The 25,611-nt window shown below is 71.6% G+C and carries 23 protein-coding genes; 16 read left to right on the top strand and 7 right to left on the bottom strand.

All coding sequences use genetic code 11. The features are described from left to right. Nucleotides 1-21: 21 nt before the first annotated feature. The 3 genes from OG948_RS12090 to OG948_RS12080 are packed head-to-tail and all read right to left on the bottom strand — an operon-like array spanning nucleotide 22 to nucleotide 5,973. Complete coding sequence (locus tag OG948_RS12090) at nucleotides 22-2,778, bottom strand: dynamin family protein (protein WP_406296122.1); 2,757 nt, start codon at nucleotides 2,776-2,778, stop codon at nucleotides 22-24. Between the two features lie 43 nt (nucleotides 2,779-2,821). After that, a complete protein-coding gene (locus tag OG948_RS12085; protein ID WP_406296120.1) occupies nucleotides 2,822-3,949 on the bottom strand; it encodes a hypothetical protein in 1,128 nt (375 codons plus the stop codon). Beyond that, entirely contained in the window at nucleotides 3,946-5,973 is a 2,028-nt protein-coding gene (locus OG948_RS12080; RefSeq protein WP_406296117.1) for a dynamin family protein, read from the bottom strand. The genes OG948_RS12085 and OG948_RS12080 overlap by 4 nt, the downstream gene beginning before the upstream one ends. Nucleotides 5,974-6,286: 313 nt before the next feature. Between OG948_RS12080 and OG948_RS12075 the strand changes: the two genes are divergently transcribed. Both OG948_RS12075 and OG948_RS12070 read left to right on the top strand, forming a co-directional pair. Continuing rightward, a complete protein-coding gene (locus OG948_RS12075; RefSeq protein WP_406296115.1) occupies nucleotides 6,287-7,180 on the top strand; it encodes a phenylalanine 4-monooxygenase in 894 nt (297 codons plus the stop codon). 107 nt (nucleotides 7,181-7,287) lie between these two features. Continuing rightward, entirely contained in the window at nucleotides 7,288-7,866 is a 579-nt protein-coding gene (locus OG948_RS12070; protein WP_406296113.1) for a Uma2 family endonuclease, read from the top strand. Nucleotides 7,867-7,893: 27 nt separating this feature from the next. Here OG948_RS12070 and OG948_RS12065 read toward each other — a convergent pair whose 3' ends face one another. The 3 genes from OG948_RS12065 to OG948_RS12055 form a co-directional block, all read right to left on the bottom strand. Continuing rightward, entirely contained in the window at nucleotides 7,894-9,096 is a 1,203-nt protein-coding gene (locus OG948_RS12065; protein ID WP_406296112.1) for a WD40 repeat domain-containing protein, read from the bottom strand. 218 nt (nucleotides 9,097-9,314) lie between these two features. Next, nucleotides 9,315-10,145 carry a DUF3097 domain-containing protein gene (locus OG948_RS12060; RefSeq protein ID WP_406296110.1) on the bottom strand — a complete coding sequence of 277 codons (831 nt, stop codon included), beginning with the start codon at nucleotides 10,143-10,145 and terminating at the stop codon, nucleotides 9,315-9,317. A gap of 29 nt (nucleotides 10,146-10,174) precedes the next feature. Continuing rightward, nucleotides 10,175-10,930 (bottom strand): MBL fold metallo-hydrolase, encoded by a 756-nt coding sequence (locus OG948_RS12055; RefSeq protein WP_406296109.1) that lies wholly within the window; start codon nucleotides 10,928-10,930, stop codon nucleotides 10,175-10,177. 148 nt (nucleotides 10,931-11,078) lie between these two features. Between OG948_RS12055 and hrcA the strand changes: the two genes are divergently transcribed. The 11 genes from hrcA (at nucleotide 11,079) to era (ending at nucleotide 21,104) form a co-directional block, all read left to right on the top strand. Then, nucleotides 11,079-12,095, top strand: coding sequence for a heat-inducible transcriptional repressor HrcA (hrcA, locus tag OG948_RS12050; RefSeq protein ID WP_026218791.1), 1,017 nt, complete (start codon nucleotides 11,079-11,081; stop codon nucleotides 12,093-12,095). Nucleotides 12,096-12,097: 2 nt separating this feature from the next. Beyond that, nucleotides 12,098-13,228, top strand: coding sequence for a molecular chaperone DnaJ (gene dnaJ / locus OG948_RS12045; RefSeq protein WP_395862004.1), 1,131 nt, complete (start codon nucleotides 12,098-12,100; stop codon nucleotides 13,226-13,228). Between the two features lie 194 nt (nucleotides 13,229-13,422). Then, complete coding sequence (locus OG948_RS12040; RefSeq protein WP_406300235.1) at nucleotides 13,423-14,490, top strand: NAD(P)H-dependent flavin oxidoreductase; 1,068 nt, start codon at nucleotides 13,423-13,425, stop codon at nucleotides 14,488-14,490. Beyond that, the gene (locus OG948_RS12035) at nucleotides 14,487-15,227 is read left to right on the top strand and encodes a 16S rRNA (uracil(1498)-N(3))-methyltransferase (protein WP_406296107.1); all 741 of its coding nucleotides are present in this window, start codon (nucleotides 14,487-14,489) and stop codon (nucleotides 15,225-15,227) included. Before OG948_RS12040 ends, OG948_RS12035 begins: the two co-directional genes overlap by 4 nt. Nucleotides 15,228-15,300: 73 nt before the next feature. Further along, nucleotides 15,301-15,663 carry a histidine triad nucleotide-binding protein gene (locus tag OG948_RS12030; RefSeq protein ID WP_406296105.1) on the top strand — a complete coding sequence of 121 codons (363 nt, stop codon included), beginning with the start codon at nucleotides 15,301-15,303 and terminating at the stop codon, nucleotides 15,661-15,663. A 6-nt stretch (nucleotides 15,664-15,669) separates the two neighbouring features. Beyond that, nucleotides 15,670-16,581: a ribonuclease Z gene (locus tag OG948_RS12025; protein ID WP_406296103.1), complete on the top strand. Its 912-nt coding sequence runs from the start codon at nucleotides 15,670-15,672 to the stop codon at nucleotides 16,579-16,581. Nucleotides 16,582-16,795: 214 nt separating this feature from the next. Continuing rightward, on the top strand, nucleotides 16,796-17,836 hold the full coding sequence (locus OG948_RS12020) for a PhoH family protein (RefSeq protein WP_406300234.1): 1,041 nt from the start codon (nucleotides 16,796-16,798) through the stop codon (nucleotides 17,834-17,836). A 5-nt stretch (nucleotides 17,837-17,841) separates the two neighbouring features. Further along, entirely contained in the window at nucleotides 17,842-18,315 is a 474-nt protein-coding gene (ybeY, locus tag OG948_RS12015) for an rRNA maturation RNase YbeY (protein ID WP_360304623.1), read from the top strand. A 54-nt stretch (nucleotides 18,316-18,369) separates the two neighbouring features. Continuing rightward, the gene (locus OG948_RS12010; protein ID WP_406296101.1) at nucleotides 18,370-19,650 is read left to right on the top strand and encodes a hemolysin family protein; all 1,281 of its coding nucleotides are present in this window, start codon (nucleotides 18,370-18,372) and stop codon (nucleotides 19,648-19,650) included. Nucleotides 19,651-19,689: 39 nt separating this feature from the next. After that, the gene (locus tag OG948_RS12005; protein ID WP_406296099.1) at nucleotides 19,690-20,049 is read left to right on the top strand and encodes a cytidine deaminase; all 360 of its coding nucleotides are present in this window, start codon (nucleotides 19,690-19,692) and stop codon (nucleotides 20,047-20,049) included. Nucleotides 20,050-20,153: 104 nt separating this feature from the next. Then, the gene (gene era / locus OG948_RS12000; protein ID WP_395862015.1) at nucleotides 20,154-21,104 is read left to right on the top strand and encodes a GTPase Era; all 951 of its coding nucleotides are present in this window, start codon (nucleotides 20,154-20,156) and stop codon (nucleotides 21,102-21,104) included. A 15-nt stretch (nucleotides 21,105-21,119) separates the two neighbouring features. On the opposite strand, the gene OG948_RS11995 is transcribed toward era, so the two are convergent. After that, entirely contained in the window at nucleotides 21,120-21,866 is a 747-nt protein-coding gene (locus OG948_RS11995; RefSeq protein ID WP_406296097.1) for a hypothetical protein, read from the bottom strand. A 309-nt stretch (nucleotides 21,867-22,175) separates the two neighbouring features. On the opposite strand from OG948_RS11995, the gene leuA reads away from it, so the two are divergent. The 3 genes from leuA (at nucleotide 22,176) to recO (ending at nucleotide 25,600) form a co-directional block, all read left to right on the top strand. Continuing rightward, nucleotides 22,176-23,933, top strand: coding sequence for a 2-isopropylmalate synthase (leuA, locus tag OG948_RS11990; protein WP_406296096.1), 1,758 nt, complete (start codon nucleotides 22,176-22,178; stop codon nucleotides 23,931-23,933). Between the two features lie 256 nt (nucleotides 23,934-24,189). Beyond that, on the top strand, nucleotides 24,190-24,798 hold the full coding sequence (locus OG948_RS11985; protein ID WP_406296094.1) for a TerB family tellurite resistance protein: 609 nt from the start codon (nucleotides 24,190-24,192) through the stop codon (nucleotides 24,796-24,798). A gap of 49 nt (nucleotides 24,799-24,847) precedes the next feature. Then, nucleotides 24,848-25,600, top strand: a complete 753-nt coding sequence (gene recO / locus OG948_RS11980) for a DNA repair protein RecO (RefSeq protein WP_395862023.1) — start codon at nucleotides 24,848-24,850, stop codon at nucleotides 25,598-25,600. Nucleotides 25,601-25,611 lie beyond the last annotated feature (11 nt).

The following is a 25,611-nucleotide window of genomic DNA, read 5'->3' as shown; positions in this document are numbered from 1 at the left end:
GCTCCCCTCCTCGACGGCGTCTCAGCCTCTGGCGCCCAGCATGGTGTCGAGCTGAACCCCGAGCTGCTCGCTGCGCGAGACCAGATCCTGCCATGCGGGTCCATCGGTGCCGACCTTGGCCAGCGCGGTCCGGCGATCGGTCCGCCACGCCTTCTGGCCCCGCACCGCCTCGTCCATCACCCCGGCGTACAGCGTGTGCAGGCGCTTGGAGACCTCCTCGGAGAAGCCGCCGAGCACCTCCTCGACCATCGGCTCCAGCGCCTTCATCGCCTGGGCGCGCTGTGCCTCGGTCAGCGACGTCGACTTGACCTCGCCGAGCACCATGCCGCCCGCCGAGGCGGCCATGCTCGCGCCCATCGGCAGCGCGGAGACGCCACCGGTGAGCGGGATCAGCAGCGCGCCGAGCACGGCGAGGCCGGTCGGGCCGATCCGCCAGGCGAGCTTGCGGCTCTTGAGATCCTTCAGACCCAGCGACTCCGCCTCGCCGAGTTCGAACTCGGTGGAGAGCTGCTCGACCTTCTCCAGCCGGTATCCGCTGCCACGCCCGAAGTGCAGCTTCATCTTCGCGTCCAGCCACTGCACGTCGGCCTGCACGCTGGAATGCAACTGGGCCTCGAACTTCTTGGCCAGCGCGGTCAGTTCACGACGCAGGCGGAACGGCAGGTCGCGCTCCCACCAGGTCCGGGGGTCCGGTGCGCGCTCCATCTCGTAGCGCATCGTGTCCAGCAGGTCGCCGCGGGAGAGCTGGAGGTGCTCACGGAACTTCTCCGCGGTCTGCGTGCGCCGCTGCTGGAGTTCGACCCGGACCTTGCCCCACTCGGAGGACATCCGGTCGATCTCCACCTCGGACCGCTCGGCGGCGCGCTGCCGTTCGGCCGCGCCGAGCTCGGCCGCGGCCAGGCCGTCCCGGCCCACCTGAGCCATCTCGCCCAGCAGTGCGAGCAGTTGGCCGGCGGTCTGCCGCGAGCGCATGCTGCGCCGGCCGCCGGAGGTGGAGTACTCGGTGATCCGCTCCAGCACGCCGGCCACCGGCGAGAGGTCCTCGCGATGCGGGCCGGCCAGCACCTGGAGGGTCGGCGAGATGCGGCGTACCCGGCCGCCGAGGTAGTCCACGATGTCCTCGCGCTCGTCCTCGTCGACGGTGTCCAGCTTGGACACCACCACGGTGATCCGCGGCACGTGCCGGGCGATCACCTCTTCCTCCAGGAACGCGGTCTCGGACAGGCCGAGCGGTGCACTCGCGGAGACCACCATCAGCACCGCGTCGCTCGCGGAGACCGTGCGCCGGACCAGGTCCTCGGTCCGACGGTCGTGCTCCTCGGCGTCCTCGCCCTTGCCGCGCCCGGCGTTGATGCCCGGGGTGTCCACCAACTCGATGTCCAGGCGGGCAAGTTCGGGTTCGGCGACGAGCACCCGGACGCCGATCAGCCGGGCCGCGTCCGAGTCCTGACGCTCACTAAGCCGGTGTACCTCGTCCCAGGACGCGGACACCGCCGGCCGCGGCTCGGCCCGCCCGTCGGCGAACTGCAACTCCAGGCGCGGCTCCGGTCCGGAGGCGATCACCAGGGGCACGGGCGTGTGCCGACCCTCGGGCAACACCGGGGCGCCGAGCAGTCGGTTGATCAGCGAGGTCTTGCCGCGGCCGAATTCGCCGACCACCGCGACGCGCAGTCCCGGCCGGCGCATCCGCGCCCGCAGTCGGTCCAGTTCACCGGCGATCGCGTCCAGGCCGAAATCGCCGGCGATCTTGTGCGCGTCGTTGATCCGTCGGCCGAGCGTGGTCGCCGACGGCGCCTGCTTGACCAGGCTGGTCACCGATCCGGGCGGGGTCGGCGCGGACGCCGGCGCGGCCGGCGCGTCGGCCGGGGTGACGTGCGGGGTGACGGGCGTACGCGGGGCCGGCGGCGCGGGCGCGACGACCTGCGCGGCCGGTGCGGCCTGCGGCACCCGCGCGGTCGGCGGCGGCGGCGAGGCGACCGGCGTCGGCCCACCCGACCCACCGGAAACACCCGACCCACCCGGGCCACCCGCGCCGGGCGGGCCGCCCGCGAGGCGGCCCGCCCAGTCCGGATTCGGCCCCGGGACGGTCGAGGCATCGCCCGCCGGGTGCGGACCCGGAGCCGGGGCCTGCCTCCGGTCCGCCGTCTGCCCCGACGGGCCGGGTCGGCCGGTGGGCGAGTCGCCCGAGTCGCGACGCGCCGCCGCCTCACGCGGCGCGCCCGCGCGCAGCCACGAGGCGGTGCTCGGCACGAGCTGGTGGTACGCGGCCACCGCACCGGAAGGCATCACCCGCGCGTACAGCCCGGCGAGGATCTTCGGGCCGCCCTTCGCGTCCGCCTCGGGGTCGGCCAGGAAGCGGCCGAGCGACTGGAAGAAGCGGGCCCGCTCGGCCAGCCCCTCCGGCCGCATCGACAGCGCCCAGGCGGCCTCGTCCCCGATCGTGCTCTCGACCGACTTCGCGACCTCGGGCAACTCGGTCAGCTTCACGTGCCGCAGCACGTCCTCGGACGGCCAGGCCCACTGGACCGCGCCCCACACCGGGTGGATCGGCAGTTCGCGGCGCCCGGGGGTGGCCTTGCCGACCCCGATCAGGCTCCACAACGTCCAGCCGGCCGCGGTGCGCTCGGGCACCGGCGGCAGTGCCACCGACTCCATGGTGACCCAGCCGCGCAGCTCGTCGCTGCGGTGGATCCCGCTCAACAGGCCCGCGACGCCGGGGCGTCGGCGCGGCTGTACCTGCGCGGCCTGGCGCAGCACGTGTTCACGATCGAACGACATGTGTGGTCCCTACTCCCATCGAATCCGTTGTGATGTCGAACGATCAGGCGTGCGTCGGGTGGGCCACGATCATCGTGGTGTCCCGGTCCTGCCACGCGTTGACGAAGTCGGCCAGCGGGATCGGCTCGGTCTGGCCGAACGGCGCGCCGGAGTCGTTGAGCAGGACGTATACGGAACCGTCGGGCTGGGTGTCGATGCCGGTGACCCACACGGCGTGCCCCATCGTCGGGTCCTGCTCCAGCGGCGCCCCGGTGTTCGGGTCGTGCACGGGGGACCAGATCTCCTGCGCGTCCAGGGCGACGATGACCTGGTCGCCCTTCTCCAGCGCGTCGAGCATCTGGCGCATGTCGGCGCCCGGCACCATGTCCGTGTCCACGCCGTGCATTTCCAGCAGCTTGCCGATGTCGTCGGTCCTGGTGCCGGTCTCGGGGTCGTAGATGCCGGCCTGCTGGGCCTCGGTCATCAGCGCGTTCTCGTCCAGCGGCACGCCGGTGAGCTTCTCCAGGATCATCCCCTGGGAGACCACCGCGCAGCTCGTCGGGCTGGTCTGCTGCTGCCAGTACTGCGCGTCGCCCACCGGGTCGCCGAAACCGTCGAACTGGGCCGGTGTCCAGTTGTCCGGCGCGTGGTACTCCCAGTTGCCGCTTCCGTCGTCGACGGCGCCCCACTGCGGGCTGACGCCCTGGCCGTGGTCCCCGGCGGGCCCGGGGTCGTAGCCGGCCGGGTCGGCGTACGGGTCGGAGCCGCCGTACGGGTCGCTGCCGTAGGGGTCGCCGTACGGGTCGGCGTAGGGATCGCCGTAGGGATCGGCGTACGGGTCGTTCGCGTAGGGGTCGTTGGCGAGCTGGTCGTCGCGCCACTGCTGGCTGGGCGTGGCCGGGGGCACGTTGCCGTCGTTCGGGTCGAACATCTGCGGGTCGTACATGTCGATCTTGCCGTCGCCGTCGCTGTCCGCGTGGAACGGGTCGTAGTTCGGGTCGTGCAGCGGATCGAAGTTCGGGTCCGTGTACGGCAGAGTGGAGTTGGGGTAGGCGCCGTTGGACTCGCCGCCCGCGTCGGTCTCCCACAGTGGTGCCGCCCCGACAGTGCCCCCGTCGGCGGTGTCCAGCGTGTCGATGGTGTCGTCGGAGACCATCGCGAACAGGTCGTCGTCGTGCGTGTAGTCGCTCATCTGCCGAATTCCCCCCGGCGTGTGAGGCGCTCGCGTTGGCTGTTCACCGTGCCGCGGCGCCGTTCCGTCTGCCTGTCCGCGTCCTGCAACAGGCTTCTGCGAGCCGCGAGAATATCCTCACGGCGGTGGTGCTCGGCCACCATCTCGGCGACCGCCGCCTCGTACCTGGCCCGATAGCGGTCCACGTGGCGCGAGACGTCCAGCGAGTAGTGCGTCGTCGCCGCCCCGACGGCCTCGTCGATCTGTCGGGACAAACCGTCGGCGACGGTTCGCAGTGTCTGATGCATTTCGGCGCGTGCGTGGTTCCGCAGAGCCGTCATGTCGGTGGATGCGAGTGAATCGGCCACTTTGGCCATGAAACCGCCGAATCCGGCTCGGCCCGACGGGGCTCCCGGATCGTTGTTCCGGGCGCCGCCGAACCACTGGTCCAAGGCGCCGCCGATCCGCGCGCCGGGCGTCCTGGGGGCGGTCGGATCCAGGCGCACGGCGCGGATCTGCTGGGTCACCCCGGTGACCGAGTCCTGGTAGGCGCGCATCGCCGCGTCCGCGAGTTGATGCCCGGTCAGCACGGTGACCCGGTCCGGGCCGTCCGGTCGGGCGATCGCGCCGAGCTTGCGATAGGCCGCCTCGAACGCGGTGTCCGCGGCGGCCCGCGCGCTCTCGGCCGCGGTCGCCAGCGCGCCGGTGACCGCCTGCTGCACGATGTCGCCGATCCGGGGCAGGCCCTGCCGGATCAGCTCGGGCGCGCGGACGCCGATCACCGCGCGCAGTTCGTCCGGGGTGTCCGCGCCGTCCAGGGCGTGGTCGATCTCGGCCTGGGTGTAGCGCCACCACTGCGGCGCCATGCCGCCGACGGCCTGCTGGGCGCGCTGGGCGCCGGCGCCGAGCAGGCGCGCGGTCTCGCCGTGTTGGGCCCGGACGAAGGCGGCCATGTCGGCGATCCGGGCACCGGCGAGTTCGCTCTCCTCGGCGTCGAGCCGCTGTTCGGCGAGGGTCACCTCGCGGCGCAACTCGTCGAGCAGGTCCTCCAGCAAGCGCAGCAGGTGGTCGGACACCGCGACGATGCGTTGACGCTGCATCAGGTCCCGGAGTCGGGCCAGCGTGCGCGGGAACTCCTCGGCCCAGTAGGCCTGTTCGGGGCCCCGCAGCGGTCGGTTGGTGGCCAGCCGGACGACCGGCTCGGCGGCGACCGGCTCGACGACCGGATCGGCCACGCCCAACATCCGGGCGAACCGCCCGCGGACGTGCGCGAGCAGGTCCTCCCGCTCGTCCTCGTCGATGTGGTCCATCTTGGTGACCAGGATGATGCAGCGGCGCAGTTGCCCGGGATCGAGCGCGTCGGTGAGGAACTCGGTCAACGACACCGGCGACGGCGACGTGGACGCGGTCAGCACCGCCGCGACGTCGGCGATGTCGCGCATCACGGCGCGGGTGATCTCGGTGTGCCCGGCCCGGGCGTTGGTGCCGGGTGTGTCGATGATCACCAGCCCGTCGCGCAGCGCGGCGGCGGGGTGGCGCACCTCCAGGCTCTGTACGTGCGGCGCGATCGCCTCGTCGGCGGTGAGCAGGCGCAGGACTCCGGCCGTGTCCTCGGGCACGGCCACATGCGGCGCGAGGTCGGCGAGCATGCCGCCGAGCGGGCTGGCCGCGCCGGTGTATCGCCCGGAGGGATACACGTAGCGGATCCCGTGGCCGCTGAAGCGCACCTCGACGGCGAACTCGTCGCCGTGCGTGATCCTGGTCGCGGCGCCGGTGGTGGGCAGCGCCGACGTGGGCAGCAGGTCCTCGCCCAGCAGCGCGTTGATGAAGGTGCTCTTGCCGGCCGAGAACTCGCCGATCACGGCCAGGTAGTAACGGTCGTCCCGCAGCCGGGTCTCGATCTCGCGGATCCGCGCCGTCAGTTGTGCCAGGCGTTCCTGGTCGCCGACGATGCGACGGACCATCGCGAGCGCGAAATCCAGGTGATCGGAGGTCTCGGTGAGCGCCTCGACCACATCGCGTCGTTGTGCACGATCCCCGGCCATGCCGCGAGAATCCACCACCGCGCCCCCTCCCGACGGTGCCCTCCCCGATGTACGGGCGATCCTGTCACGCGGGCCCGAATCCCGTCTCGATGGATCGAAAGCGGATTCGGGTCGGCCGGCGGAACGGCTGTGCCTCTTGTGTGACGGCCGTCCGGATGATGCGATGAGGGCGCCGAGGCGATCCCTCGCACCTGCTCCACGTCGTCACCCAGTCGGCCTGACCGGTCGAAATGGTATGTAAGCGGCGCATAATGGTCGCGTGGGGTGTCTCGGCTCGTCCGGCGAGTCGATTCCGATGCGATCAGGAGATGGCATGTTCGAGGAGGCCCAGTATCTGGCCCCGGTCACCCGTAGGGCCGACGGCGGAGTCGAGGTCGAGCTGTCCCGCAGTCACCCGGGATTCGCGGACGCGGTATACCGCGAGCGCCGGAACCGGATCGCGGAACTGGCCCTGGACCACCGGCGTGGCGAGCCCATCCCGGAGGTCGAGTACACCGAGGAGGAGCACGAGGTCTGGCGCCTCGTCTCGCACGAGCTGTCCGTCTCGCACGCGGAGTACGCGGTCGCGGACTACCTGGAGGGCACCGCGCGGCTGAAGCTGCCGACGGACCGGATCCCCCAGTTGGAGGAGGTCAGCGGCGCGCTTCAACCGCTCACCGGCTTCCGCTACCTGCCCGCGGCCGGCCTGGTCCCGCTGCGCGACTTCTACGGGTCGCTGGCCGACTCGTACTTCCACTCGACGCAGTACATCCGGCACCACAGCGTGCCGCTGTACACGCCCGAGCCGGACGTCGTCCACGAGGTGATCGGCCACGCCAACATGCTCGCCTCGGACCGCTTCGCGGCGCTGTACCGGGTGGCCGGCGAGGCCGCCCGCCGGGTGGAGAGCCGCGAGGCCCTGGAGTTCGTCTCGAAGGTCTTCTGGTTCACCCTGGAATTCGGCGTCATGCACGAGGCCGGCGCGCTCAAGGCCTACGGCGCTGGGATCCTGTCCTCCTACGGCGAGATCCGCGAGTTCCGCACCGTCGACATCCGCGACCTGGACCTGGTCGCGATGGGCACGATGCAGTACGACATCACCCACTACCAGGACATCCTGTACGCGGCCCGCTCGATGACCCACCTGGAGGACCTCGTCGGCGCCTTCTGGGCGACCTGCACCGACGACTCGATCGCCGCGCTGACGGCCTCGGCGAAGACGCCGTAACACCCCGATCGACCTTCGTTAACTCGTGCGGGTGACCAGGCCCCAAACGCCCGGTCGCCCGCACGAGTGCTTCCTAATGCTCGCGTCGACTACGGAAGGGGTTCAGAATGTCAGCTATGGCACACGAGATCCCCGCGCAGGAAGACGTCGTCCTGGACGGCTTCCTGGCGTTGGACACCCCCCTGGGCTTCCGCGCCGAGCTGATCGAGGGGGAGATTGTCGTGACGCCACCGCCGATGGGTGATCACGAGCGCATCGTGAGTGCGGTGGTCCGCCAAATCATCGGCGGGTCGGCCGCCGCGATGGACTTTTCCGGTGGCAAGGGACTCGTGGTGGCCGGCCACGCGGAACTGCCGAGCAACCATGTCATCCCGGACGGCACGTTCGCTCCCGAGGAACTCGACCTGTTCCTCGACGCCGAATCGTGGATGCCGTGCGACGGAGTCGCCTTGGTCTTGGAGGTCACTTCGCAGCGGGCCGACGTCGATCGTGAACAAAAGCGGCGCGCCTATGCCCGCAGCGCCATCCCGCTGTATCTGTTGGTGGATCGAGAGCACGGCAAGGTGACGCTCTTCTCGGCGCCGAAGGGCGACGACTACACGGAGAGTTACACCTGTCCCTTCGGCAAGCAGATCGATCTGCCTGCGCCGTTCTCGACGGTCTTGGACACCACCAGGTTCGTCTGACGCTTGGCGGCACTTCGGCCGGGTGGCTCACACCCGCCGTACGAACACCCGGCCGAAGTCGCCGCTCGTGGCCAGGAGGGTGCCGTCGGCGGAGAAGACGAGGCGGCGCACGCGTTGGTCGTCGTGGCCGGGCAGGGCCCGCGCGTCGGCCTGGCGCAGGTCCGCGTCGTAGACGTGCAGCGCGCTCGTGCGATGGCCGCCCACCGCGAGCCGCCGGCCGTTGGGGGAGTAGGTCCACGCGTAGCAGGTGCCCCAGCCGTTCGGGTGGTGCGGATTGTCGAACTGCCAGGCCGGCTCGCCCGATGCGATCGAGATCGCGAACGGTCCGTGCACCCGGCCCCGGTTGACCACGAGCAGCGTCTCGCTCGGGTCGAAGCCCAGTTCGCCGATCTCCCACGCGAGCGGCACCCGCGCGGCCAACCGGCCGGCCGCCACGTCCCACACCTCGACCTCGTTGGTCGGATCGTCCGCCGCGTCCCGATGCCCGTAGACCACCCCGCGACTCACCCGCCACACCGCCAACAGCCGGCCCGACGCGGACAGCGCCGCGCCGCGGCACTCGGTGGTCGGCGACGCCGTCGACACCTCGCACACCGTGCCCGCGCCGTCCAGCACCCGCACCAGGTCGCCCGCGTCGAAGACCACGAGCCGCTCGCGGGCCGCGTCCCAGGAGGGTTGCACCACGTACGGATTGAACAGCGCGTCCTCGAACTGCCGGTAGCAGGCCAGTTGTTCCTCGCGCCCCGTGCCGAGGTCGAACCGGCGGGTCGCGCCGCCGATCGTGTACACCACCGCCGTCCCGCCGGCGTCGAACAACACGCTGCCGATATCGGTCAGCCGCTCGGCCGCCGGCACGGCGTGCACCGTGCGCCGCTCCCCCGTGGCCACGTCCACCAGTCGGATCGCGCCGTCGTAGCCGACCACCACGGTGTGCCCGTCCGGGTGCAGGTCCAGCCCCCGCGACGGGGTCTTGCCGGGCGGCAGGAACTCCAACACCACCTCGTCCTCGGCCCCGCCCAGCCGGACGAAGCCGGCCCGCATCGCCTTGTCCGCCTCCCGCCGCAGCGCGAGCGCCGCCGCGCCGGCATCGGTGAACTCCCGGCGGGTGTTCCGGGGCGGCCCGTTGCCCGACCAGGCGGACCGGACGAACTCGGTGCCGTGCACGGCGAACATTCGATACTTGGGGCCGGCCGAGCCCGGCAGCACAAGCGTGACCTGTTCCTGTCGCATCCGAGCACGCTAGGCCCTGTCCGGCGGATCCTGGTGGGGCCGCGCCGCCCGGCACCGCGCCTCGCCGCACCGGAGAAACAGCCGAATGGAACCACTATGCGGCTACTTCTCCGGTGCGGCGAGGCGCGGCATCCGCCCTTCGGGCTCCTCGCTGCGCTCACGACGCGGCCCGATCCACCAGGATCCGCCGGGCAGGGCCCAGTGCGCCGACCCGGGGCTCACATCTCGGCCGGCGCCGTCACGAAGTCGATCAACTCCTCCACCCGTCCCAGCAGCGCCGGCTCCAGGTCGCGGTACGAATCCACCGCCGCGAGAATCCGACGCCACGCCCGCGGCGGGTCGACCGGCCAGCCGAGCGCCGCGCAGACCCCCTCCTTCCACGGGACTCCGCGCGGTACGTCCGGCCACGCCGCGATGCCCACCGGCGCCGGCCGGACCGCCTGCCACACGTCGATATAGGGGTGTCCCACCACGAGCACGTGGTCGCCGGTCACTCGCGCGGCGATCCGGCTCTCCTTCGAGCCGGGTACCAGGTGGTCCACCAGCACGCCCAGCCGCCGATCCGGACCCGGCCCGAACTCGCGTACCAGCGCCGGGAGGTCGTCGATGCCTTCGAGGTATTCCACGACCACGCCCTCGATCCGCAGGTCGTCGCCCCAGACCCGCTCGACCAACTCGGCGTCGTGTCGGCCCTCCACGTAGATCCGGCCCGCCCGAGCGACCTTGGCCCGGACACCCGCCACCGCGACCGAACCCGACGAGGTCCGCCCGGGGGCACGCGCGGGCCCCGGCGCACGCGGCCGGACCAGGGTGACCACCTCGCCGTCGATCAGGAACCCGCGCGGATCCATCGGGAAGACCCGCAGCCGCCCGTGCCGGTCCTCCAGCGTGACGGTGAACCCCTCGGGGGTCCTCTCCACCCGGACCACCGCGCCACAGAAGCCGGTGGACGCCTCCTCCACCACCAGATCGCGATCGGCCGCGACCTCCGGGACGGGCTTGTCCTTCTTCCATCCCGGGATCAGCGACTCGGGTCCGTAACTGCGCATGACGGTGACGCTAGCCGGGTGACGGTACGTCAGTCCGGTACGACGCGCCCGGCGGCGACGTCGGCCAGCCACCGGTTCTGCCGGATCACGAACTCCGTGTCGACCACCGCGCCGTGTCCGGGCAGCCAGACACTCGCGTCCAGCGCGCGCACCCGGGCCAGCGAATCGCTCCACTCCGCGGCGAACGCGTCCGAGCCGAACAGCGGCGGTCCGCTCTCCTCGACGATGTCGCCGGCGATCAGCACACCGCAGTCGGGCACGTGCACGACCAGGTCGTGATCGGTGTGTCCGCGACCCGGCGCGTACAACACCACCTCGCGCCCGCCCAGATCCACGGTCACCGGCTGCTCGCGGGCCACCAGCCGGGTCGGCGGCACGATCCGCGCGGCGTTCATCAGGTCCGGGTCGAAGCCGTGCGAGATGCCGCTCGCGCGACCGGCCTCGGCGTACCGCTCCAGATAGTCCGGCAGATCCGCGTGGCCCCAGACCTCGGCGTCGGGGAAGGCGCGCAGCACCTCGTCGTTGCCGTAGCAGTGGTCGAAGTGGCCGTGCGTGTTCACCACCGCGACCACCCGCTCGGGCAGGTCGTGCGCGGGCAGCTCGCGAGCCAGCGAGGCCAGCAGATTCGCGGCCTCGTGGTCGTGCGATCCGGTGTCCACGAGCAGGATCCCGTCGCGTCCCGTGACGACCGCCACATTCAGCTCCAGGCCGGGCAGTCGACGGCGCAGGACGCCCGGTCCGATCGGCTCCCAGGTGGCGTGTTTCGGCTGTTCGGCGCGTACCATGCGTCAACCTTGGCACGGACTCAGGGGTACGGTCCGGATCGGGTGACCCGTACACTGGCACTCGGCGGGACGGAGTGCCAACCAGCGTGACGAACCGCCGCGAACGGGACAGGCAACGGGCGGAAGAACGGGTCAGGAGGTGCGCACCATGCTCGACGATCGCAAGCAGGACGTGCTGCGCGCCATCGTGCAGGACTATGTGGCGACCCAGGAGCCGGTCGGCTCCAAGGCGCTCGCGGACCGACACAACCTCGGGGTCTCCCCGGCCACCATTCGCAACGACATGGCCGCGCTGGAGGAGGAGGGCTACATCACGCAGCCCCACACCAGCGCCGGCCGCGTGCCCACGGACAAGGGCTACCGGCTGTTCGTCGACCGGCTCGCGGGCGTCAAGCCGCTGTCGGGCGCCGAGCGCCGGGCGATCCAGACGTTCCTGGCCGGCGCGGTGGACCTGGACGACGTGGTGGGCCGGACGGTGCGGCTGCTCGCGCAGCTCACCCATCAGGTGGCCGTCGTGCAGTACCCCTCGCTGACCCGCTCGACGATCCGGCACGTCGAGCTGCTCACCCTCGCGCCGACGCGCGTCATGCTCGTGCTGATCACCAGCACCGGCCGAGTCGAGCAGCGGGTGATGGACACCCCCGGCCCGGTCGGCGAGAACCTGCTCGCCGACGTGCGCGCGCGGCTGAACAGCCGGATCACCGGCAAGCGGTTCGCCGATGTGCCGTTGCTGGTCCAGGACCTCGCCGAACCGTTCACCGCCGAGGAACGGCCGATCGTGGCGGGCATCCTGGCCACGCTGCTCGACACCCTGGTCGAACACAAGGAAGAGAAGGTCGTCCTGGCCGGGACGGCCAACCTGACCCGCTTCGGTATGGACTTCCCGAACACGATCCGCCCGGTCCTCGAGGCACTGGAGGAACACGTCGTGCTGCTGCGCCTGTTGGGCGAGGCGACCGACCCGGGCATGGTCGTGCGGATCGGACACGAGAACATGCACGAAGGACTGGCCGCGACCTCGGTGGTCGCCGTCGGATACGGCAGTGGGCAGGAAACGCTGGCGAAGCTCGGGGTGCTCGGGCCGACCCGAATGGACTACCCCGGAACGATGGGAGCGGTGCGCGCCGTGGCACGGTACGTCGGACAGATCCTCGCGGAGTCGTAGAGTTGGCTACCGATTACTACGAGGTCCTCGGGGTGCGGCGGGACGCCACCCCGGAGGAAATCAAGAAGGCCTTCCGCCGGCTCGCTCGGGAGCTGCACCCGGACGTCAATCCGGACCCGAAGACGCAGGACCGGTTCAAGGAGATCAACAACGCCTACGAGGTCCTCTCGGACCCGCAGAAGCGGCAGATGTACGACCTCGGCGGCGACCCGCTGTCCTCCGGGGGCGGCGCGGGCGGCGGCTTCGGCCAGGCCGGCTTCGGCTTCAGCGACATCATGGACGCGTTCTTCGGCCAGGCCAGCCAGCGCGGTCCGCGCTCGCGCACGCGCCGCGGCCAGGACGCGATGATCCGGATCGAGATCACTCTCGAAGAGGCCGCGTTCGGCACCACCCGCGAGATCCAGGTGGACACCGCCGTCACGTGCAACACCTGCAACGGCGAGGGCGCGGCGCCCGGCACCACGGCGCAGACCTGCGACATGTGTCGCGGTCGCGGCGAGGTCAGCCAGGTCACCAAGTCCTTCCTGGGCCAGGTCATGACGTCGCGGCCGTGTCCGCAGTGTCAGGGCTTCGGCACCGTGGTCCCGCACCCGTGCCCCGAGTGCGCGGGCGACGGCCGGATCCGCGCGCGGCGCACGCTCACCGTCAAGATCCCGGCGGGCGTGGACAGCGGCACCCGGATCCAGCTCGCGGGCGAGGGCGAGGTCGGCCCCGGCGGCGGCCCGGCCGGCGACCTGTACGTGGAGATCGTCGAGGTCCCGCACACCACCTTCCAGCGGCGCGGCGACGACCTGCACTGCACGGTCACCATCCCGATGACGGCGGCGTCGCTGGGCACCAAGGTGCCATTGCAGACGCTGGACGGCACCGAGGAGATCGACATCCGCCCCGGCACCCAGTCGGGCCAGTCGATCCCGCTGCACGGGCGCGGCATCACCCACCTGCGCGGCGGCGGCCGGGGCGACCTGATCGTGCACGTCGAGGTGCAGACGCCGAGCAAGCTCGACCCCGAGCAGGAGGAACTGCTGCGCCGGCTGGCCAAGCTGCGCGGTGAGGAACGCCCCTCGGGTCAGTTCACGCCGGGCCAGCAGGGCCTGTTCTCCCGGCTCAAGGACGCGTTCAACGGACGCTGAGACGATGCGCGGCGCGCCCGAGGGCGCGCCGCGCGCGGTTTCGTGGTCGCGGGTGTCGGACGGGCCGATTTTCGGCCACTTCGGCACCCGCGGCGCGTCGGCGAGGGGATGGCGCCTCCGCCCGCCGCCGGACACTCCCTAGGCTGGGCCGGGTGACGCAAGCAGCCGAGCCCACCGAGCGAACGGGGAGCATGATGCCGACGAATACCGACCCCACCCGGCTCACCGCACTGCCGATCGTGCAGGCGCCGATGGCCGGTGCCGCCGGACCCGCGCTCGCGGCGGCGGTGGCCCGCGCGGGCGGGCTCGGCTTCCTGGCCGCCGGGTATCGCTCGGCCGACCAGCTGGCCGTCGAGATCGACGAACTGCGCACGCTGGTCGGCGACGCCCCGTTCGGGGTCAACGCGTTCATGCCGCACCCCACGCCCACCCGCGCCCAGAACGAGCTGACCCGGCGCTACGCGGCCTCGCTCACCCGGGCCGCCGCCCACTACGGCGGCACCGTCGGCACACCCGCCGCCGGCTGCGAACGCGACGACTGGGACGCCAAGCTCGCACTGCTGCTCGCCCACCCGGTCCCGGTCGTGAGCTTCACCTTCGGCTTGCCCGACACCGACGCGATCACCGCGCTGCGGGCCGCGGGCACGCTGACCGTGGCCACCGTCACCACGCCCGAGGAGGCCCGCGCCGCCGCCGACGCCGGGGTCGACGCGCTGTGCGTGCAGGGCGCCGAGGCCGGCGGCCACCAGGGCGGCTTCGCCAACCCCGACGAGCCCGCCCCGTACGGCCTGCTCACCCTGCTCACGCTGATCGCCGCGGAGACCGAGCTGCCGCTGATCGCCGCGGGCGGCCTGATGACCGGTCGACAGATCGAGGCGGTGCGGCTCGCCGGCGCGAGCGCGGCCCAACTGGGTACCGCCTTCCTGCGTTGCCCGGAGGGCAGCGCGCCCGCCGCGCACAAGGCCGCGCTCGCCGACCCGGCGTTCGACCGCAGCGTGCTCACCCGCGCGTTCTCCGGCCGCTGGGCCAGGGGACTGCGCAACGGCTTCGTGGCCCGCCACGAGGCCGAGGCCCCCGGGGTCTACCCCTTCGTCCACCACCTGGTCTCGCCGATCCGCAAGGCCGCCGCCGCCCGGGGCGAGGCCGACGGCCTGGCCCTGTGGGCCGGCCAGGGCTGGCGCCTCGCCCGCGAGGAGCCGGCCGCCGAGGTGATCAGCCGGCTCGTCGACGAGATGGCCGCCGCCCGAAAGGCATGCGCTTGAGCGCCCCCGTCTTCCTCGCCCCCGGCGACGCCATCCGGCACGGCCGGCAGGTCGTCCTCGACGGCGCCGAGGGCCGGCACGCCGTCACGGTGCGCCGGCTCGTCGCCGGTGAGCCGGTCGTCCTGGCCGACGGCGCCGGACTGGCCGTGCACGGCACGGTCAACCGCACCGAGGGCAAGGACCGGCTGTACGTCGACGTCGACTCGCGCACCGAGGAACCCGCCCCCACGCCCCGGATCGTGGTGGTCCAGGCGCTGCCCAAGGGCGACCGCGGCGAACTCGCGGTGGAGACGATGACCGAGGTCGGCGTCGACGTGATCGTGCCGTGGGCCGCCTCCCGCTGCATCACCCAGTGGAAGGGCGAGCGCGGGGCGAAGGCCCTGGCCAAGTGGCGCTCGACCGCCCGCGAGGCGGGCAAGCAGGCCCGCCGGCCGCACCTGCCCGAGGTGACCGAGCAGATGAGCACGCCCCGGGTCACCGCGCTGCTCGGCGCCGCCGCGTTCGCGGGCGTCCTGCACGAGGCGGCGACCGAACCGCTGGCGACCGCCGCGACGCCGACCGGGGGCGATCTGGTCCTGGTGGTCGGCCCCGAGGGCGGGGTGTCCCCGGAGGAACTGGCCGCGTTCGCCACCGCCGGCGCGACCGCCTACCGGCTCGGCCCGACCGTGCTGCGCACCTCCACGGCCGGCGTCTCGGCCGCGTCCGTCCTGCTGGCCCGCTCCGGCCGCTGGGCCTGAAGCGCCGGGCGCGGCACGTGACTACGATCGGGGGCGACCGCCCGTGATCGACTCGGACCCGATGGAGGCACCCATGGCTGCGGGGGAACCCCAGGCCGACTGCCTGTTCTGCAAGATCCTCGCCGGCGACGTCCCGGCCACGATCGTCCACGAGACCAAGGACGTGGTGGCCTTTCGGGACATCAACCCGCAGGCGCCCACGCACGTCCTGGTCATCCCGCGCGCGCACTACGCCAACGCGGGCGAACTGGGCGCCGAGGCCCCCGAACTGGCGGGCACGCTGTTCGCCGAGGCGGCGGTCGTCGCCGCCGCCGAGGACATCGCCGAGTCCGGCTACCGGATAGTCTTCAACACCGGCGCCGGTGCCGGCCAGACCGTGTTCCACGTGCACGCGCACCTGCTCGGCGGTCGCGGGCTGAGCTGGCCTCCCGGCTAGTCGAACGTGTCCACCAGGGAATTCGTCGTCCTCGGCACCGCGAGCCAGGCCCCGACGCGGCAGCGCAACCACAACGGCTACCTGCTGCGTTGGGACGGGGAGGGGCTGTTGTTCGACCCCGGTGAGGGCACCCAGCGGCAGATGTTGCACGCCGGGGTGGCCGCGCACGACATCACCCGGATCTGCGTCACGCACTTCCACGGTGACCACTGCCTCGGCCTCCCCGGCGTGATCCAGCGCATGTCGCTGGATCGTGTGCCGCATCCGGTGACCGCGCACTACCCGGCCAGTGGGCAACAGTGGTTCGACCGCCTGCACCACGCGACCGCGTTCCACGAGACCGCCGCGCTGATCGAACACCCGCTGGCGGGCGAGCACGTCGAACTCCCCGCCGGGCCCTTCACCCTGCACGCCCGCCGGCTGTCGCATCCGGTCGAGTCGTACGGCTACCGCGTGGTGGAGCCGGACGGCCGCCGGATGTTGCCCGAGCGGCTCGCCGCACTGGGCATATCCGGCCCGGACGTGGGCCGGATCCAGCGCGAGGGCCGGGTCGGCGCGGTGACCCTGGAGCAGGTGAGCGCGCCCCGACCCGGGCAGAAGTTCGCCTTCGTGATGGACACCCGGCTGTGCCCGGCCGCGGTCGACCTCGCGCGCGACGTGGACCTGCTCGTGTGCGAGTCCACCTTCGCCGACGCCGACGCCGACCTCGCGCGCGAGGTCGGCCACCTCACCGCGCGCGAGGCGGCGGGGATCGCCGCCGAGGCGGGCGCCCGCCGGCTGGTGCTGACCCACTTCTCCCAGCGCTACACCGACGTGGGGCCGCTCCTGGAGCAGGCCCGCGAGGTGTTCCCGGACACCGTCGCGGCGCACGACCTGGATCGGATCGAGGTCCCCAGGCGGCGTCCGGTAGCGGAATAATCTCCGGGTCCGCCGCGCCCGGAGAGTTACCATTGAGCAACATCGAACCGCTTCCCGAGCACGGAAATGAGGCGTGATCAGGCCGCCAAGGCCGCCCATGGCTCCCACGACGAACGCGCGAGGCGCGAGCTCCGAGAACACCGCGCGAGACACCCGGCGCGAAACTCCGACCGCGCAGGCCCAGGCGAAGATCACGATCCCCGCCAAGCACCCCATGGTGGCGCTCCTCGGTTCCGGCGACTCGTTCCTGCGAGTGGTCGAGCAGGGGTTCCCCGAGGCCGACATCCACGTCCGAGGCAACGAGGTCACCGTCTCCGGCACCGAGGCCGACGTGGCCCTGGTCCGCCGGCTCTTCGACGAACTCCTGGTCATCGTGCGCACCGGCCAGCCGCTCAACGAGGAGGCGGTCGAGCGCTCGGTGGCGATGGTCCGCTCGAACGACGGACACGGTCCCGCCGAGGTGATGACGCTCAACATCCTGTCCAACCGAGGCCGCACGATCCGCCCCAAGACGCTCAACCAGAAGAGCTATGTGGACGCGATCGACGAGCACACCATCGTGTTCGGCCTCGGCCCGGCGGGCACCGGCAAGACCTACCTGGCGATGGCCAAGGCGGTCCAGGCCCTGCAGTCCAAGCAGGTCACCCGGATCATCCTGACCCGCCCCGCGGTCGAGGCGGGCGAGCGGCTCGGCTTCCTGCCCGGCACGCTCTACGAGAAGATCGACCCGTACCTGCGCCCGCTCTACGACGCGCTGCACGACATGATCGACCCCGACTCGATCCCGCGCCTGATGGCCGCCGGCACCATCGAGGTCGCCCCCCTCGCGTACATGCGCGGTCGCACGCTCAACGACGCGTTCATCATCCTGGACGAGGCGCAGAACACCTCGGCCGAGCAGATGAAGATGTTCCTGACCCGGCTCGGGTTCGGGTCGCGGATCGTGGTCACCGGGGACACCACGCAGGTCGACCTGCCCGGTGGCACCCAGTCGGGGCTGCGCGTGGTGCAGGAGATCCTGCGTGGCGTGGACGACATCGCGTTCTGCAACCTCACCAGCGAGGATGTGGTCCGACACAAGCTGGTCGGCCGGATCGTGGACGCGTACGCGCGCTACGACATCCAGGTCGAGGCCGACGGTCACGCGAACGGCAACGCGAACATGCCCAAGTCGCGCGGCCGGCGGCCGGTCGACAAGAACGGTCGGGGCAAGCACACAGTGAACATGCAGACAGTGGAACGGGAAGTGAACTGAAGGCCATGTCCATCGACATCGCCAACGAGTCCGGCACGGGGGTGGACGAACACGCGATCGTGGACGTCGCCCGGTGGACGCTGGACCGTATGCGCATCCATCCACTGGCGGAACTGTCCGTGGTCATCGTGGACGAACCCGCGATGGAACAACTGCACATCCAGTGGATGGACCTGCCCGGTCCGACCGACGTGATGTCCTTCCCGATGGACGAGCTGCGTCCCGGCAAGGCCGACGAGGACCCCCCGCAGGGGCTCCTCGGCGACGTCGTGTTGTGCCCGACCGTCGCGCAGCGCCAAGGCGCGGCGGCCGGCCACTCCATGGACGACGAGCTGCACCTGCTCACCGTGCACGGCGTGCTGCACCTGCTGGGCTACGACCACGCGGAACCGGACGAGGAGCGCGAGATGTTCGCGCTGCAGAAGGAACTGCTCGAATCCTGGCGGGAGGCCCGTCGCGCCGCGGGAGACCGCGGATGACCCCGCCGGCGGATACATCCGCCCCCGGCCGGCATCGGACCGGGGGCGGCGGCAGTGCCCGCTGACAGCGTGCTGCAACTCGTGGGCGGCGCGGTCGTCCTGGTGGTCGTGGCCGGTCTCTTCGCGTGCCTGGAGACCGCCCTCGCGCGCATCTCGCGAGTCCGCGCCGAGGAGCTGGTTCGCGAGGAACGCCGGGGCGCCAAACGCCTCCTGACGGTGGTTCAGGACCCCGCCCGCTATCTCAACCTGGCCCTGCTGGTGCGGGTCGCGTGCGAGTTGTCCGCGGCCGTCCTGGTCACCGTCGTGTGCATGGACGACTTCGCCGAGGCCTGGCAGGCGGTGCTGGTCACGATCGGGATCATGGTCGTGGTGTCCTACGTCGCGGTCGGCGTGTCCCCGCGCACCGTGGGCCGCCAGCACCCGGTCACGGTGGCCACGATGGGCGCGCCCGTGCTGTTCGGGCTCGCTCGCGTGCTCGGTCCGCTGCCCAAGCTGCTGATCCTGCTGGGCAACGCGCTCACCCCCGGCAAGGGCTTTCGCGAGGGCCCGTTCGCGTCCGAGGCCGAATTGCGCGCCTTCGTGGACCTGGCCGAGAAGGACTCGCTGATCGAGGACGACGAGCGCGAGATGTTGCACTCGGTGCTGCAACTGGGCGACACCATCGTGCGCGAGGTGATGGTGCCCCGCCCGGACATGGTCTTCATCGAGCGGCACAAGACGCTGCGCCAGGCGATGTCGCTGGCGTTGCGCAGCGGCTACTCGCGGATCCCGGTGATCGGCGAGAACGAGGACGACGTGGTGGGCATCGTCTTCCTCAAGGACCTGGCCCGGCGCAGCACGATGGGCGACCCCGGCTGGGCCAAGGAGGACGTCGACTCGATCATGCGCCCGGCGACCTTCGTGCCGGACAGCAAGCCGGCCGACGACCTGCTGCGCGAGATGCAGGCCGATCGCACGCACATGGTCGTGGTGGTGGACGAGTACGGCGGCACCGCCGGGCTGGTCACCATCGAGGACATCCTGGAGGAGATCGTCGGCGAGATCACCGACGAGTACGACACCGAGAGCGCGCCGGTCGAGCAACTCCCGGACGGTGCCTTCCGGGTCACCGCCCGGCTGCCCGTGGACGAGTTGGGCGAACTCTTCGGCCTCGAACTCGACGACGAGGACGTGGAGACGGTCGGCGGGCTGCTCGCCAAGGCGCTCGGCCGGGTGCCGATCCCGGGCGCCGCGGCCGTGGTCGAGGGTCTGCGGCTGATCGCGGAGAGCCCGTCGGGCCGGCGCAACCGGGTCGGCACGATCGTGGTGAGCCGGGTCGACCGGGACGCAGGCTAGGGTGTGCCGGCACCCGTACCGCGCCGAGCAGGAGGCCCCGTGAGCGCCGAGACGCCCGAGTTCACCGTCGACCCCGAGGACGCCAAGATCGTCACCCTGGCCCGGGCCACCCGGGCCCGCAACGGGGCGAGCGAGGGCGCCGCCGTACGCGACGAGACCGGACGCACCTATACGGCGTCCACGGTCGCGCTGCCGTCGTTGGAGCTGTCCGCGCTGCGCACGGCCGTCGCGATGGCGGTCGCGGGCGGTGCGCGTGGTCTGGAGGCGGCGGCGATCGTCGGGGAGGCCGACACGGTCACCGAGGCCGACCGGGACGCCGTGCGCGATCTGGGCGGCGCCGATACGCCGATCCTGTCGGCCGGCCCGGACGCGGTCGTGCGCGCGATCGTGACCGTCTGAGGTTCGCTTCGGAGCGTCCGAGGACGGCCGGCGCCCGTCCGAGGTCGGCTCCGGGGGCGGCCGGCGCACCCGCGGCGCAAGGAACGCTCGTATCTTGAGCGACAATGTCACGCATGAGTGATCGCCCTAACCCCTCCGCGCCCGTCCACCGCTCGGGCTTCGCGTGTTTCGTGGGCCGCCCCAACGCCGGCAAGTCCACCCTGACGAACGCGCTGGTGGGCACGAAGGTGGCGATCACGTCGGGCCGCCCCCAGACCACCCGCCACACGGTGCGCGGCATCGTGCACCGTCCCGACGGCCAACTCGTCCTGGTGGACACCCCCGGCCTGCACAAGCCGCGCACACTGCTCGGCCAGCGGCTGAACGACCTGGTCCGGGCCACGTGGGCGGAGGTCGACGTGATCGGCTTCTGCATCCCGGCCGACCAGAAGGTGGGGCCCGGTGACAAGTTCATCGCGGCCGAGTTGGCCGAGGCCAAGCGCACGCCCAAGGTCGCGATCGTGACCAAGACCGACCTGGTGGACCAGCAGACGCTGGTCCAGCAGTTGCTCGCGGTGCAGAAGATGGGCGAGGACGTCGGCATCGAGTGGGCCGAGATCATCCCGGTCTCCGCCGTCGGCGACAGCCAGGTGACCCTGGTCGCCGACCTGCTGATGCCGCTGCTGCCGGCGGGCCCGCCGCTGTACCCGGACGGCGAGCTCACCGACGAGCCGGAGATGGTGATGGCGGCCGAGCTGATCCGCGAGGCGGCCCTGGAGGGCGTCCGGGACGAACTCCCGCACTCCCTCGCGGTGGTCATCGAGGAGATGATCCCGCGCGAGGACCGCCCCGCGGACAAGCCACTGCTCGACGTGCACGCGAACCTCTACGTCGAACGACCGAGCCAGAAGGCGATCGTCATCGGGCACAAGGGTTCACGGCTGAAGGACGTGGGCACGCGGGCCCGCAAGCAGATCGAGGCGCTGCTTGGGACGCCCGTTTACCTGGACCTTCACGTGAAGGTGGCCAAGGACTGGCAGCGCGACCCCAAGCAGCTCCGCAAGCTCGGATTCTGAGATCGAACGGGTGGCTCAGCGGCCGTAGGGGCCGCTCTGGGTGCGGTTCGCGGACATCAGGATGAACACGGCGGCGCCGATCGCGAGGACGGCGCCGATCAGGACCATCCAGAGGCCGAATTCGGCCGTGAGGTCCAAGTTCTCCAGGATCTTCTTGGCCCGATCGGCCTGGGCGCCGGAGAGGTCCGCCTCCTGGAGCGGCAGCCGGGTCTTGTCGGCGATGTTCCAGATCGCGAAGCCGAGTGCCACGATGCCCGCGACCCCCGCGCCCGCGGCGATCTGGGCCTTGCGCATCGCGACGCCGACGCCGAACAGCACCACGGCGATCAGGCCCGCGGCCAGCGTCCACTTGCCGTCGCCTTCGAGGCCCTTGATCGGGTCGCCCTTGCCCTCGGGGCCGATCCAGGCCAGGCACGAGCCGATCGCCACGATCACCGACGCGATCACGCCGGCGATCGCGGCCGGCGCGAACGGCGGGAGACCGCCGCCGCCCATGCCGCCTCCGCTCGGCGTGGGCGGCGGATATCCACCGGGCTGCTGCCCGTAGCCCTGCTGCTGGCCGTACGGCTGCTGCTGTCCGTACCCGGGCGGCGGCTGCTGGCCGTACTGCGGGGGCTGCTGCCCGTACTGCGGAGGCGGCTGCTGGCCGTATCCGCCCTGCTGAGGTTGTTGTCCGTAGCCCGAGCCGCCCTGCTGGGGGTATCCGCCGGGCTGGCCCTGACCCGGCTGTGGTCCGTATGGGCCCTGGTTGTCGTAGCTCATGGTCAGGCAGCGTAGGAGGAACCCGGCCTTCGGGGGAGGGCCGGGGCCGAAAAGATCGCATGTGTTCGTATGCCGGATGCCTACCCGACCGCTGCGATCGGTCGGGTATGGTTGCGAAATCATGCGTCAGTGGCTGCTTCTCCTTAGCCGCCGCGCCGGGGGCTCATCCCTCTGACAGAGGTCAGACCGGCTCCCCCGTCGCGGGGATAGAGGCATGTCCGCACGTCGGAGCCTCCGGGATGTTTCTCCTCCCGTCGCCGGCCTACCTGCCGTTGCAGCCCGTTCCTCGCATACCAGGAGACCAGCCGCATGCCTTCCGTGAATCGCGTCACGCCGATCACCGCCTCGTCCGTGACGCAGCAGCCGTCCGGGATGCCGATCCACAAATACAAGCCGTTCCAGGGCGTCGACCTGCCGGACCGCACCTGGCCGTCGAAGACGATCACGGTCGCACCGCGCTGGCTGTCCACCGACCTGCGGGACGGCAACCAGGCGCTGATCGACCCGATGAGCCCGGTGCGCAAGCGGACCATGTTCGACCTGCTGGTGCGGATGGGATACAAGGAGATCGAGGTCGGCTTCCCGGCCGCGTCGCAGACCGACTTCGACTTCATCCGCTCGATCATCGAAGAGGGCGCGGTACCCGAGGACGTCACCATCTCGGTGCTGACCCAGGCCCGCGAGGAACTGATCGAGCGCACCGTCGAGTCGCTGATCGGCGCGCCCAAGGCCACGGTGCACCTGTACAACGCGACCGCGCCCGCCTTCCGACGGGTCGTCTTCAACGTCGACCGCGAGCAGTGCAAGGCGATCGCGGTGTCCGGCACCGAGCACGTGATGCGCTTCGCGGACAAGCACCTGGGCGCCGAGACCGCGTTCGGCTACGAGTACTCGCCCGAGATCTTCATCGACACCGAGCTGGACTTCGCGCTGGAGGTCTGCGAGGCGGTGATGGACGTGTGGCAGCCCGAGGCCGGCCGCGAGATCGTGCTGAACCTGCCCGCGACCATCGAGCGTTCGACGCCGAACGTGTACGCGGACCAGATCGAGTGGATGAGCCGCAACCTGACCCGCCGCGAGTTCATCGCGGTGTCCGTGCACCCGCACAACGACCGGGGCGCGGCGGTGGCGGCGACCGAGCTGGCCGTGATGGCCGGTGCCGACCGGGTCGAGGGCTGCCTGTTCGGGCACGGTGAGCGGACCGGCAACGTGGACCTGGTCACGCTGGGGATGAACCTGTTCAGCCAGGGCGTGGACCCGATGATCGACTTCTCCGAGATCGACGAGATCCGGCGCACCGTCGAGTACTGCACGCAACTGCCGGTGCACCCGCGCCACCCGTACGCGGGCGACCTGGTCTACACCGCGTTCTCCGGCTCGCACCAGGACGCGATCAAGAAGGGCCTGGAGGCGCTGGAGCGGGACGCGGCTCAGGCGGGCAAGCCGGTCGAGGAACTGGACTGGGCGGTGCCGTACCTGCCGATCGACCCCAAGGACGTGGGCCGCACCTACGAAGCGGTGATCCGGGTCAACAGCCAGTCCGGCAAGGGCGGCGTCGCGTACGTGCTCAAGGCCGACCACAAGATGGACCTGCCGCGGCGCGCGCAGATCGAGTTCTCCCGGATCATCCAGACCAAGACCGACGCCGAGGGCGGCGAGGTGACGCCGGCGCAGATCTGGGACGCCTTCCGGGACGAGTACCTGCCCACCCCGGACGCTCCGTGGGGTCGGCTGGAACTGCGCGGCCACCGCACGCTCTCCGGTACGGACGGCAAGGACGTGCTGACCGTCGAGATGAGCGTGGACGGCGAGGTGCAGACGCTGGAGGCGATCGGCAACGGCCCGATCGACGCGTTCGTCCGGTCGCTGGGCGGCCTGGGCTTCGACACCCGGGTGCTGGACTACAGCGAGCACGCGATGAGCGGCGGCGAGGACGCGCGCGCCGCGGCCTACGTCGAGTGCGCGGTCGACGGCCGGGTGCTGTGGGGTGTGGGTGTGGACGAGAACATCGTGCGCGCGTCGCTCAAGGCGATCGTGAGCGCGGTCAACCGCGCCGCGCGCGGGTGATCGCGATCGCGTGACCGAACGGCGGCCCCCGGTTCGACCGGGGGCCGCCGTTTCTTGTCCCGACTTCCCGACACCGACGTCACGTTGCGCGAGCGTCCCGTCCCGTCCCCGTCCCGCCGACGGCCCGTATCGACCTGCCCCGCGCGAACAAAAGTAACCATCTGTCCGCTTTCGATGACGCTTCGTGAAATCCGTGGCAGCATCGGAACAGGCGGAAATATCGCTTTCCGCCGCGCGGGACGCAGGGGGCTGCACCATGTTTTTCGTCGTGGGCATCCGGACCATCCGATCGGCGATCGGGGACGGCGAGTTCCACTGTCCGGCGTGCGGAGGCGATCGACGCTTCCGCAAGGGCGGGGGCCGGCGCCGGCTCGTGCTGTTCGGTGTGGCGTTGATCCCGCTCGGGCGGGCCGGATCGGGGATCGAGTGCGCGGTGTGCTGCACCCGGCACGAAGTCTCGGTACTGGAGACGCCGACCGCGCGTGCGCTCACCCTGATGCTGCGCGAGGCGGTGCGCGCGCTCGTGGTGGCCGTCGTCGCGGCCGTGGACGACGAGCCGCACGCGGCGGACGCGGTGCGCGCGGCGGCGGTCGAGGCGGTCCGGGCCGCGGGCATGCCGAGCTACGACGCGTGCGCGCTCGCCGTCGACGTGGGCGCGCACCTGGCGCAGGACACCGCGTGGGCGCTCGCCGAGATCGCCCCGCACCTCGCGGTCGCCGGGCGCGAGCACCTGGTCGGTGTCGCGGCCCGGGTCGCGCTGGCCTGCGGGGCGTACGACCCGGCGCACCGGGTGATCCTGTACCACGCGGGCGACCGGCTCGGGCTCGGCCGGGCCCGGGTCGACCACGTGCTCGCGGGCCCGTGAACCGCGGCGGGCCACGCGGCGCGTCGGCCGGGCGCGGCACAATGGGAGCATGAGCCTCCTCCGTGACGAGGGTGTCGTCCTGCGCGCCCAGAAGTTGGGTGAGGCCGACCGCATCATCACCCTCCTGACCCGCGACCACGGGATAGTGCGCGCGGTCGCGCGCGGGGTGCGCAAGACGAAGTCGAAGTTCGGTGCCCGGGTCGAGCCGTTCGCGCACGTCGACGTCCAGTTCTTCACCCGGGGCAGCGACTTCCCCGGGCGCGGCCTGCCGATCATCACGCAGGCCGAGACCCTGGGCGCGTACGGCGGCCGACTCGCGTCGGACTACGCCGCGTACACGTCCGGCACGGCGATCCTGGAGACCGCGGAGCGGCTCACCGACCACGAGCGCGGCCAACCGGCGCTCCAGCAGTACCTGCTGTTGATCGGTGCCCTGCGCACGCTCGCGGGGGGCACCCACGAGCCCGGCCTGGTGCTGGACGCGTTCCTGCTGCGCTCGCTCGCGGTGGCGGGCTACGCGCCGAGCTTCGCCGATTGCGCGCGTTGCGGCCTGGACGGACCGAACCGGTTCTTCTCCGTCCAGGGCGGCGGGACGGTCTGCGGGGACTGTCGTCCCGCCGGATCCGTCGTACCCTCACCCGAGACCCTTTCCCTGCTCGGTGCGCTGTTGACCGGCGACTGGGGCCGAGCCGACGCGAGCGAGCCGCGGCACCGGCGCGAGGGCAGCGGCCTGGTGGCCGCGTATCTGCAATGGCACCTGGAGCGGGGCATCCGCTCGTTGAGATTGGTGGAGAGATCGTGAGTCAGTCGCGT

It is taken from the genome of Embleya sp. NBC_00888, assembly GCF_045207655.1.
GTDB lineage: Bacteria > Actinomycetota > Actinomycetes > Streptomycetales > Streptomycetaceae > Embleya.
This window is presented reverse-complemented; position numbering and strand designations above follow the sequence as displayed.

Excerpts from the sequence above, each read along its gene's own strand:
- OG948_RS12090 (WP_406296122.1), bottom strand. The coding sequence starts at position 2,778 with ATGTCGTTCGATCGTGAACACGTGCTGCGCCAGGCCGCGCAGGTACAG.
- OG948_RS12085 (WP_406296120.1), bottom strand. The coding sequence starts at position 3,949 with ATGAGCGACTACACGCACGACGACGACCTGTTCGCGATGGTCTCCGAC.
- OG948_RS12080 (WP_406296117.1), bottom strand. The coding sequence starts at position 5,973 with ATGGCCGGGGATCGTGCACAACGACGCGATGTGGTCGAGGCGCTCACC.
- OG948_RS12075 (WP_406296115.1), top strand. The coding sequence starts at position 6,287 with ATGTTCGAGGAGGCCCAGTATCTGGCCCCGGTCACCCGTAGGGCCGAC.
- OG948_RS12070 (WP_406296113.1), top strand. The coding sequence starts at position 7,288 with ATGTCAGCTATGGCACACGAGATCCCCGCGCAGGAAGACGTCGTCCTG.
- OG948_RS12065 (WP_406296112.1), bottom strand. The coding sequence starts at position 9,096 with ATGCGACAGGAACAGGTCACGCTTGTGCTGCCGGGCTCGGCCGGCCCC.
- OG948_RS12060 (WP_406296110.1), bottom strand. The coding sequence starts at position 10,145 with ATGCGCAGTTACGGACCCGAGTCGCTGATCCCGGGATGGAAGAAGGAC.
- OG948_RS12055 (WP_406296109.1), bottom strand. The coding sequence starts at position 10,930 with ATGGTACGCGCCGAACAGCCGAAACACGCCACCTGGGAGCCGATCGGA.
- hrcA (WP_026218791.1), top strand. The coding sequence starts at position 11,079 with ATGCTCGACGATCGCAAGCAGGACGTGCTGCGCGCCATCGTGCAGGAC.
- OG948_RS12040 (WP_406300235.1), top strand. The coding sequence starts at position 13,423 with ATGCCGACGAATACCGACCCCACCCGGCTCACCGCACTGCCGATCGTG.
- OG948_RS12030 (WP_406296105.1), top strand. The coding sequence starts at position 15,301 with ATGGCTGCGGGGGAACCCCAGGCCGACTGCCTGTTCTGCAAGATCCTC.
- OG948_RS12020 (WP_406300234.1), top strand. The coding sequence starts at position 16,796 with ATGGTGGCGCTCCTCGGTTCCGGCGACTCGTTCCTGCGAGTGGTCGAG.
- ybeY (WP_360304623.1), top strand. The coding sequence starts at position 17,842 with ATGTCCATCGACATCGCCAACGAGTCCGGCACGGGGGTGGACGAACAC.
- era (WP_395862015.1), top strand. The coding sequence starts at position 20,154 with ATGTCACGCATGAGTGATCGCCCTAACCCCTCCGCGCCCGTCCACCGC.
- OG948_RS11995 (WP_406296097.1), bottom strand. The coding sequence starts at position 21,866 with ATGAGCTACGACAACCAGGGCCCATACGGACCACAGCCGGGTCAGGGC.
- leuA (WP_406296096.1), top strand. The coding sequence starts at position 22,176 with ATGCCTTCCGTGAATCGCGTCACGCCGATCACCGCCTCGTCCGTGACG.
- OG948_RS11985 (WP_406296094.1), top strand. The coding sequence starts at position 24,190 with ATGTTTTTCGTCGTGGGCATCCGGACCATCCGATCGGCGATCGGGGAC.
- recO (WP_395862023.1), top strand. The coding sequence starts at position 24,848 with ATGAGCCTCCTCCGTGACGAGGGTGTCGTCCTGCGCGCCCAGAAGTTG.